Origin of the sequence: Flavobacterium sp., from assembly GCF_020217025.1 — a bacterium.
In the GTDB taxonomy this organism is placed as follows: Bacteria; Bacteroidota; Bacteroidia; order Flavobacteriales; family Flavobacteriaceae; genus Flavobacterium.
The window spans coordinates 1-10,000 of the sequence record NZ_JAIWOF010000114.1; the positions used below are offsets into that span (position 1 = coordinate 1).

A 10,000-nucleotide genomic window follows, 5' to 3' on the forward strand; every position below is an offset into this window, starting at 1 on the left:
CAATGGCATTATTCGCAGTGTACATGTACCGAAAAGGAGAAAAATCACATCCAAATAAAATTGCGTTATTCTGGACAATTGGAGCTTCTATTGTATCTTTCATTGGAGCTGGATTGTTAGGATTTGCGCATACTTTACCACAAACCAACATTTATACACACGGAACTTTAGTAACAGCAATGCACGGTCACTACGCATTTTGGGGCGCATATGCGATGATTGTTTTAGCAATTATTAGTTATGCAATGCCTAATATGACAGGAAGAAAATTATACGATAGCACAAGAGGTCACATGGCATTTTGGTTGTCTAATATCGGAATGTTAGGAATGACTGTTGCTTTTGGTGTAGCGGGTGTTGCTCAAGTGTACATGGAACGTAAAATGAAAATGGATTTCATGGATGTTCAAAACGAAATCAGTATTCACTTTGTCGTATTGTTGCTTTGTGCCACATTATTTACAACCGGAATTACCTTATATATTCTAGAGTTTATCAAATACGGTAAACCAACAGATGAAGCTCTTGTAAAAGAATAGTTATTAATTATTTAGGTTAGAATTATACAATTAATAACCAGCCGAGACCAATTGCCCAGAGTTGTCGCTGCCCGCTTTTGGTTTCGGTTTTTTCAAAAATAAATTGCCATGATAGTAGCAGAAAAAACCATATTTTATAAAGCAGTAGGTTCTGAAATTGAAATTTTCAATCAAATTAATCAATTGCGATTGCCTTTATTATTGAAAGGTCCAACCGGCTCTGGAAAGTCCCGTTTTATTGAATATATGGCGAATGAAGTTAACAAAACATTAGTCACCGTAAGTTGTCACGAAGAAACTTCAGCAACCGATTTAATTGGACGTTTTATTATCAAAGGAGCCGAAACCATTTGGATTGACGGACCATTATCCATAGCCGTAAAAAACGGATATATTTTATATTTAGATGAGGTTGCCGAAGCGCGTCCAGATGTCATCGTAGCCATTCACTCCTTAACAGATCACAGAAGAGAACTTTTCATTGATAAATTAGGAGAAACCATCAAAGCACATCCTGATTTTCTTTTAGTAGCTTCGTTTAATCCAGGGTATCAAAAAGGATTCAAAGAATTGAAACCTTCCACTCGTCAACGATTTGTAGCACTTTCATTCGATTATCCAAATCCAAAAATTGAAGCCGAAATTTTAATTAATGAAACCGGAATTCAAGCCGATATCGCTCAAAAGTTAGTCGCAATCGGAACAAAAATTAGAAATCTTACCGAATTAGGGCTAACCGAAACCGTTTCCACTCGATTATTAGTGGACGCCGCAAAACTTATCAATAACGGATTACCAAAACGATTAGCTGTTCACGTTGCCGTTGTTGAACCTTTAACAGACGAGCAAGAAACCATTCAAGCTTTAAACGATTTGTGCGATTTAATGATTTAAAGATTGGAGTTATGGGCTTAGAATTAGACGAAATTATCTATAAAAAAGTACTCAAGTACTTTAAAAATAAACGACTCAATGATGCCGAAATTCTGAGCCGTCAAATCAACTTATCTGATATTAAACCACGATTGACTCTTTTTGCGAGAGCAATTTGTGGTGCGCCAATCGAAATTTTTCCAGCCGAACGCGAAGGCGGTTACAAAAACAAAAACTTCTTTCTTCCAATAAATTGTTCGCTTTTCCCAACAAAAGAAGAAAATCTGAAGTTCTATTTTTTCAGAACAGTGTATTTGAGTATTCAAAAACAACTGAATTTCAATTGGGATAACCAAGATAATTCACCAGAACTTTCTTTGGAAAAAGCTTTTGAAACTGCGCCATTAGTCATTGGGAAAATGTTTGAAAATTATCCATCCATGCAAGAGTTTTATTATGATGCGGTGCCAAAATTACCCGTTAATAAAAAAGACCAAACCATTGATTACTCTTGGTTGTACGGAAAATGGATGAAAAACACACCCCAAATTGATGCCGAAAATGTATTGCAAAATTTCGATGACAATACTAAGAAAATAAAAAACAATGTCGTAGCCGAAACCACCCTTCATGCGAAAGCCGTTGAAGAAATCGAATCGCTTACGATTGACAAAAAGCAACAAGAAGATTATGTGTTAATGCACAGTTTCGAGAAAATAGAAACGGCAGAAGAATTCAACGGAAATTGGCGTGATTTTGATGGAAAAGACGATTTAAAAGACCATCAAGAAGCCTTGGAAGAAATGAACATGCGATTCACCGTTCGTGTGGATGACATGGTACATTCTGTATATCAAGCGGATTTTGTTGAGAATACTTCCATTGCCGAAAGTGCTGAGGTAGATGAAAAAGGCTTTCATTTAAAATACGACGAGTGGGATTTCAAAAAACGAAATTACTTGGCTGATTTCTGTAAAGTATATCCAAAAACCCAACTCAAAACTCACGCGACTTATTATAAAAATACGATGGCGAAGTACAAAACCACTTTAAATGGTTTACGAAAAATGCTTACCAGCGTAAATAATAAAATGCAACAACAACGAAGACAATTACAAGGTGACGCTTTCGATTTAGACGCGTTAACCGATTTATATACCGACATTCATTCTGGAAAATCGCCTGACGAACGCATTTATTTATCGCAAAGAAAGAAAAACAAAGACCTAGCCATTTTAGTTTTGTTAGACATTAGTCTTTCAAGCGATGGTTATGCCGCAGGAAATCGTGTGATTGATGTAGAAAAAGAAGTTTCTATTTTATTTGGCGAAATTCTGCATGAGTTCGACATCGATTTTGCGATTGACGGATTTTATTCCAAAACTAGAAATTTCACGACTTATCTGACTTTGAAAGATTTCAACGAAAGTTGGAACAAAGCCAAACATAAAATCGGAGCTGTTGAGCCTAATGGTTATACTCGAATTGGTCCCGCATTACGTCACGCTGGCGCACGAATGGATCAATTGGATGCCAAAAACAAATGGATTATCGTGCTTTCCGATGGAAAACCAAACGATTACGATAAATACGAAGGACAACACGGCATTCAAGACATCAAACAAGCATTGCGAGAATTGAATGAACGAAAAATCAATTCGTATGCTTTAGCTATCGAAGCTCAAGCCAAATATTATTTACCGCAAATGTTCGGTCAAAATCATTATCAAATATTAACCTCTCCCGAAGCTTTACTAAAATCATTGGTAAAACTTTATGAGAAAATCAAACATCAATAAAATGGCAACATCAGAAACACATACAAACGTGATTGAAGGACATCCCATTCATACTTATTTCGTAGAAACCGATTTGATTCATCAATTATTGGAAGAATTAAACACCATTAATCCAAAAGAAGAATTTCAAAAATTTTACAATGTTTTCAATCATTTAGCAACCGTTGAACGACGCTTTGAGCGAAAAGAAAATCAATTATTTCCGTTTTTAGAACAAAAAGGTTGGACGGGACCTTCTCGAAATATGTGGTCGTTTCACGATACGATTAGAGAAATGTTTCGCATTGTTAGAAAAAATTTGGATGACCAAGATTTCACTTCTGCCAAGCACAATACGAATTTAATTTCTCAAAATTTATATCGCTTATTAGAAGTAGAAAAAAACGTTTTGTTTCCAAATGCTTTAGAAATGCTATCCGATGAAGATTGGATTAAAATGCGAAAAGGAGAAGACGAAATAGGTTGGATGTTATCAGAAGCGCCACCAAAATTCTCAAATGAATCCGAATACATTCATCCTTCTCAAGATACAGAACGCAGAACCGATGTAGTTTTTAACGAAAATGCAGCGCATTACGATGAAGGCTTCATGACAGTTGAACAGGTAAATCTACTTTTCAAAACGTTACCTATCGATTTAACTTATGTAGATGAAAACGATAAGGTAATTTTCTACAATCGAGGTGAAGAACGCGTTTTTCCAAGAAGTGCTGGAATTATTGGTAGAGAAGTTCGTTTTTGTCATCCACCCAAAAGTGTGGATACCGTTTTACAAATTTTAGAAGCATTTAGAAAAGGCGAACAAAACGAAGCTTCTTTCTGGATTAACTACAAAGAACGTCTGATTTACATTCGCTATTTTGCAGTTAGAGATACTCAAAAAAGATATAAAGGCGTAATCGAAATGTCACAAGATATTACAGATATCAAACAAATTAACGGCGAAAAACGATTGTTAGAATGGAATAATTAATAGAAAGAGTTATGAGAATTATAGGTACGATTTTATTCAGCATTTTTATCATCTTTATTTTTTCGTGTGAAACTGTCGAGCATCATCATGTTCCAAAAACGGCAAATGAAGCTTTGAGAGAATTGATGGAAGGAAACCAGCGTTATGTTAATAATGTACCGATGCATCATGATTTTATTGATGAAGCGCATCATTCCGAAAAAGACCAACATCCGCATACTTTTGTGTTGTCTTGTATCGATTCTCGTGTGCCACCTGAAATTGTTTTTGATCAAGGAATTGGAAATTTATTTGTTGCTCGTGTAGCCGGAAATATCGAAGATCCAAACATTTTAGGAAGTATGGAATATGCCGTTCAAGTGAAAGGAACTAAATTATTGGTGGTTTTAGGACATTCCAATTGTGGTGCAGTTCAAGGTGCAATTGATAATGTAAATTTAGGACATTTGACACAATTAACCAATCAAATCAAAGTGGCATTTAGTCATCACAGAACGTATCCATTACCCGAACATTTATCAAATGAAACAGGTCGATTGAACGTGATTTCCACCATAGAACACATTCTCTCTTCGAGCAAAATTATTAGAGATTTGGTCCATCAAAAGAAAATAAAAATAGTAGGAACATTTTATGATTTACACACAGGTAAAGTCGAATTATTACAATCATGAACCATACAAAATCAATATACTATCCGCCTGGAGGCATTTTAATTTGGATAATCATTTATTTAGAACTCATCACTTTCGGAATGGCGATTTTAGCATTAGCCTATTACGGTTCGGAAGAGCGTGAATTATTTCACAGCAGTAGTTTAAAATTGAATAAAACAATTGGAACAATAAACACGATTCTGTTATTAACCAGCGGATTTTTTGTAGCCAAAGGAATCCATTTTTTTAAAGCTGCTAACATCAAAAAGACGTTGTTTTATTTCAATGGTGCAATGCTTGGAGGTCTTGGATTTTTAGTTTTAAAATCATTCGAATATTATGAAAAATTACAAGCCGGATTGCACATGGATTACAATTCGTTTTTTAGATTTTATTGGTTATTAACAGGTTTTCATTTTATACATGTTTTGGTGGGATTGGTAATTTTATTTGTCATTACATTTTCCATCAAGAAAAAACAAACCGAAGCATCCTTTGAAGACATCGAAGCCAGCGCTAGTTTTTGGCACATGTGCGATTTAATTTGGTTGCTTTTATTTCCGGTACTTTATTTACTTTTTTAAATGTAAGATTATGAAAGACACGATTTCTTCTACGTTCATTTTGTTGTTGGCACTGACTGTAATTGCTGCTTTTGTAGCATTAAATGTAAGTGCAGAAATTATGGCAACAACGGTTGTTACTTTAGCTTTAATTAAGTTTTGGTTAGTAGCTTTTCAGTTTATGGAATTAAAAAAGGCACATGCTTTTTGGAAATATTTGATTTTAGGTTTTGGTGGTTTAATGGGAATTATTTTAGTGATTTTACTCTAATTTTTTCCAATTTTAAAAGCATGATAATAATCATATATTAATCTGAAGGATTGTATTTTATTTGTCACTATTTATTTTTTTAAGAGATAAATGAAATGCAAAAATTAACCAAGAAAACAATATGACTTTACAAAAAAACGTACACACTTTTCACATTCCTGTTATGGGATTGGCGTTCACTATTGATAGTCCAGTGCGAGTGGCACAATACGGAATTGATTCTGTAATCTCTATCATGGATGACGATTTGATTGAAAAAATGACCGCTTTTTATGCCGAAAAATTCAAACAACCGTATGAAGAAATTTCGCAAAAAGTAGAAGATTTTAGAGCCAAAAGAATTACCAATTATTTGAATTTACTCGATACAGTTGTCACTCAAAAGTTCGAAAGTTTCAAATCGGAATTGATTGAAAAAAGAACACAATTAGAAGATTTTATCGCCATTTTGCCAACAACTTCCGAATTAAAAATCAAATTAGAGCATTTAATCGATTCAGGAAAAAACAATATGATGGAATTGAAAACCATCTTGGATCATCATTTTGCACCAGGTAGTATCGATGTCAATATCATGACAAAAATTGATAAAGATAATTTTAGTGATGATGAACAATTGCCTGTAATTTATAATGATGCCCATGCCGCTTTAAGAGGTTTTGTAAATAGTACCACAAATTCATCGGTAGTTTTTTCTGCTGGAATGAATCCAAGATTGTACAGTTACATGGAAACTTTCGATGCTTTTTATCCCAATGCAAACGGACAATTTCAGAAGAAAATCATTTTGAAAGTGAGTGATTTTCGCTCGGCGATGATTCAAGGAAATTTTCTAGCTAAAAAAGGACTTTGGGTTTCTGAATATCGAATCGAATCAGGTTTAAACTGCGGCGGACACGCATTTGCTACTGACGGATTTTTATTAGGTCCAATTTTGGAAGAATTCAAAAACAAGAAAGAAGAATTGATTCAATCGGCTTATTCGCTATTTACTAATGCTTTAGCTTCAAAAAATAAGGAAGTTCCAAACGAACCTCCTGTTCTAAAAATCACAGTTCAAGGTGGAGTAGGAACAGCGGAGGAACATCAGTTTTTATTAGACCATTATCGAGTAGATGCTGTGGGTTGGGGTTCTCCGTTTCTTTTAGTTCCAGAAGCTACTTCGGTTGATGCTGAAACTAGAAAATTATTGGCTGATGCGAAAGAGAAAGATTTGTACTTAAGTAATATTTCACCGCTTGGAGTTCCGTTCAACACAATTAAAGGAATGACGAATGATTTCTTTAAAAGCCAACGTATTGCTTCAGGAAAAGCAGGAAGTTCTTGCCCAAAGAAATATTTAGCTTTAAGTAAAGAATACAAAAAAGAAGGTACTTGTACCGCATCTAAAAAGCATCAAGACAAGAAATTAGAAGAATTAGAAGCAAAACGTGATAGCATTTCGTTTGAAGCTTACACGAAAGAATACAATTCAATTACAGAAAAATCATGTTTGTGTGTGGGATTAGCAAATGCAAGTCATATCGAATTAGGAATTCCAATCAAAGGTCAAGCGCAAGGTGTTGTGGTTTGTCCTGGTCCAAATATGGCTTACTTTTCTAGAGAATTTTCATTGAAAGAGATGATTCAACATATTTACGGCAAAAAAGAAATCGAAAATCATACCGATAGACCTAATATGTTTGTGAAAGAATTAGGTTTGTATGTTTCGTATTTGACTAACCAAATAAATGAAGTTTTAGAAATTACTCCCCAACAAATTAAAAAATGGGAAACATTTAAAGCGAATCTTTTAAACGGAATTGACTATTATAAATCGATTTTCCAAGAAAAGAATTCAAAAATTCAAAACGATATTTTACAATTGGAATTACAATTGAATAAATTAGAATTCAATACGATTCCAGTTTAAAAGATAATTACTTAATAATGAGGGTTATTTAATTTTTATAAGTAGGTTTTTGTAAAAGGCTGTTTTCATTTTTTGGAAACAGCCTTTTTTGTTCAACAATTGTTAATAATAAAGATAAAAATATCCTTTTTTATGATTGTAATCATACTTTTAAAGCGCTCAATTTCAGAAATTTGTAGTAATAATTTTAATATTAAAATATCATGAACAAATCAATTTTACTTGTTTTATCTCTTGCTTTAGCTATAGCATGTGGTAAAAAAGAGGCATCTGCTGAAGATAATTATCAGCCAGGTGGAGGTGAAGCAACAACAGAAGCTGCTGATCCAGCATCGTATGATCCAAAACGTGGTGAAGGAAAATTTGACACAGTTGAATTGGGAGCTACTTTAGACCAAGCTTTAGCAAAAAAAGGAGAAGAAGTAGCGGGTGTAAAATGTGCATCATGTCACAAAACAACAGATGAAAAATTAGTTGGACCAGGTTGGAAAGGGGTTACAGAAAGAAGAAAACCGGAATGGATTATGAATTTTATAACTAATCCTGATCCAATGATTGACAAAGATCCAGAAGTGCAAGCGCAATTGGAAATTTGTTTGGTTCGTATGCCTAACCAAGGTGTTTCAGATGACGAAGCTAGAGGAATTCTTGAGTATATGCGTAAAAATGACGGTGTGAAATAAACATAAAAGGGTATTGTGTTAAGTGAAAGTAATACGATACCTTAATTTAACTACATATATCATGAAAAATAAATTTGTACAGGCAGTTTTAGTAATTGCCCTAGGAAGTGCTTTGGTGACTTCCTGTAAACCAAAAAGCTCAGGAGATGCTGTAAGTGGCGATGCTGCTGAGAAGGCGTATGTTGCACCAGGAAAATACGATGAGTTTTACAATTTCGTTTCAGGTGGTTTTAGTGGACAATTAAGTGTTTACGGATTACCAAGCGGACGTTTATTCCGAGTTATTCCTGTATTTTCGGTTGACCCAGAAAAGGGTTGGGGATACAGCGAAGAAACAAAACCAATGTTAAATACCTCTCACGGATTTGTGCCTTGGGACGATTTACACCACACCGAAATGTCTCAAACTAACGGTGAAGTCGATGGTCGTTGGGTTTTTGGGAATGCTAACAATACGCCACGTATTGCTAGAATTGATTTAAAAACATTTAAAACGGCTGAAATTATCGAGCTTCCAAACAGTGGAGGTAATCACTCTTCTCCATTCATTACTGAAAATACAGAATATGTGGTAGCGGGTACTCGTTTTAGTGTTCCTGCCGATTATTCTAATGGAGATGTTCCAATCAATACTTATAAAGAGAATTACAAAGGACATATCAGTTTTGTAAGTGTTGATAAAAAATCGGGAGAAATGGATTTGGCTTTCCAAATTGTAACTCCAGGTGTAAACTTTGACCTTTCTCACGCTGGTAAAGGAAAATCGCACGGATGGTTCTTCTTTTCTTGCTACAACACAGAACAAGCCAACACATTGTTAGAAGTAAACGCTTCTCAAAAAGATAAAGACTTTATCATGGCTGTGAACTGGAAAAAAGCAGAAGAATACATCAAAGCTGGAAAAGGTAAAAAACAAAAAGTGAAATATGCACACAACACTTGGGATGAGCATACACATTCTGCAAAATCTGTTATGAAAGATGAAGTATTGGTTTTAGATGCTTCTGAATTAAAAGATATCTGTTACATGATTCCTTGTCCAAAATCACCTCACGGTTGTGACGTTGATCCAACAGGTGAATTTATCGTAGGTTCTGGTAAATTAGCAGCTTTAATTCCTGTGTTTAGTTTTGATAAATTACAAGCTGCCATCAAAGGGAAAAAATTTGAAGGTGATTATGGAGGGATTCCAGTGGTGAAATACGAAGCTGCTTTACATGGTGAAGTTCAAAAACCTGGTTTAGGGCCATTACACACTGAATTTGACGGAAAAGGAAATGCTTATACCACTTTCTTCGTTTCTTCTGAAGTAGTAAAATGGGATATTAAAACCTTAAAAGTATTAGACCGTGTTCCAACATATTATTCTGTAGGTCACTTATGTATTCCTGGTGGTGATAGTAAAAAACCATTTGGTAAATACTTAATTGCATACAACAAAATTACAAAAGACCGTTATTTACCAACAGGTCCTGAATTAGCACAATCAGCACAAATATTTGATATTAGTGGCGATAAAATGAAACTAATTTTAGACTTCCCAACCATTGGAGAGCCGCATTACGCACAAGCAGCTCCAGCGGATTTAATTCGAAACAACGGACAGTTGAAATTCTATAAATTAGAAGATAACAAACATCCTTACGCTGCAAAAGGTGAAAAAGAAGCCAAAGTGGTAAGAGAAGGAAATAAAGTGCATGTGTACATGACCTCTATCCGATCTCACTTTGC

At 34.6% G+C, this 10,000-nt stretch carries 10 protein-coding genes; all 10 read left to right on the top strand.

Going from position 1 to position 10,000, the window contains the following annotated elements:
* The coding region (locus tag LDL23_RS05555) for a cbb3-type cytochrome c oxidase subunit I (RefSeq protein ID WP_291264823.1) at positions 1–539 on the top strand (539 nt) is incomplete at its 5' end.
* A gap of 108 nt (positions 540–647) precedes the next feature.
* Entirely contained in the window at positions 648–1,433 is a 786-nt protein-coding gene (locus LDL23_RS05560) for a CbbQ/NirQ/NorQ/GpvN family protein (protein ID WP_111567247.1), read from the top strand.
* Positions 1,434–1,444: 11 nt separating this feature from the next.
* The gene (locus tag LDL23_RS05565; protein WP_291264824.1) at positions 1,445–3,211 is read left to right on the top strand and encodes a VWA domain-containing protein; all 1,767 of its coding nucleotides are present in this window, start codon (positions 1,445–1,447) and stop codon (positions 3,209–3,211) included.
* A complete protein-coding gene (locus LDL23_RS05570) occupies positions 3,189–4,184 on the top strand; it encodes a PAS domain-containing protein (RefSeq protein ID WP_291264825.1) in 996 nt (331 codons plus the stop codon). Before LDL23_RS05565 ends, LDL23_RS05570 begins: the two co-directional genes overlap by 23 nt.
* An 11-nt stretch (positions 4,185–4,195) precedes the next feature.
* A complete protein-coding gene (locus LDL23_RS05575) occupies positions 4,196–4,858 on the top strand; it encodes a carbonic anhydrase (RefSeq protein WP_291264826.1) in 663 nt (220 codons plus the stop codon).
* A complete protein-coding gene (locus LDL23_RS05580; RefSeq protein ID WP_291264827.1) occupies positions 4,855–5,424 on the top strand; it encodes a cytochrome c oxidase subunit 3 in 570 nt (189 codons plus the stop codon). Before LDL23_RS05575 ends, LDL23_RS05580 begins: the two co-directional genes overlap by 4 nt.
* A gap of 10 nt (positions 5,425–5,434) precedes the next feature.
* Positions 5,435–5,674 (top strand): cytochrome C oxidase subunit IV family protein, encoded by a 240-nt coding sequence (locus tag LDL23_RS05585; RefSeq protein ID WP_291264828.1) that lies wholly within the window; start codon positions 5,435–5,437, stop codon positions 5,672–5,674.
* A 121-nt stretch (positions 5,675–5,795) separates the two neighbouring features.
* On the top strand, positions 5,796–7,586 hold the full coding sequence (locus tag LDL23_RS05590; protein ID WP_291264829.1) for a hypothetical protein: 1,791 nt from the start codon (positions 5,796–5,798) through the stop codon (positions 7,584–7,586).
* A gap of 203 nt (positions 7,587–7,789) precedes the next feature.
* Positions 7,790–8,269, top strand: a complete 480-nt coding sequence (locus tag LDL23_RS05595; protein ID WP_291264830.1) for a c-type cytochrome — start codon at positions 7,790–7,792, stop codon at positions 8,267–8,269.
* A 61-nt stretch (positions 8,270–8,330) separates the two neighbouring features.
* The coding region (nosZ, locus tag LDL23_RS05600) for a Sec-dependent nitrous-oxide reductase (protein ID WP_291264831.1) at positions 8,331–10,000 on the top strand (1,670 nt) is incomplete at its 3' end.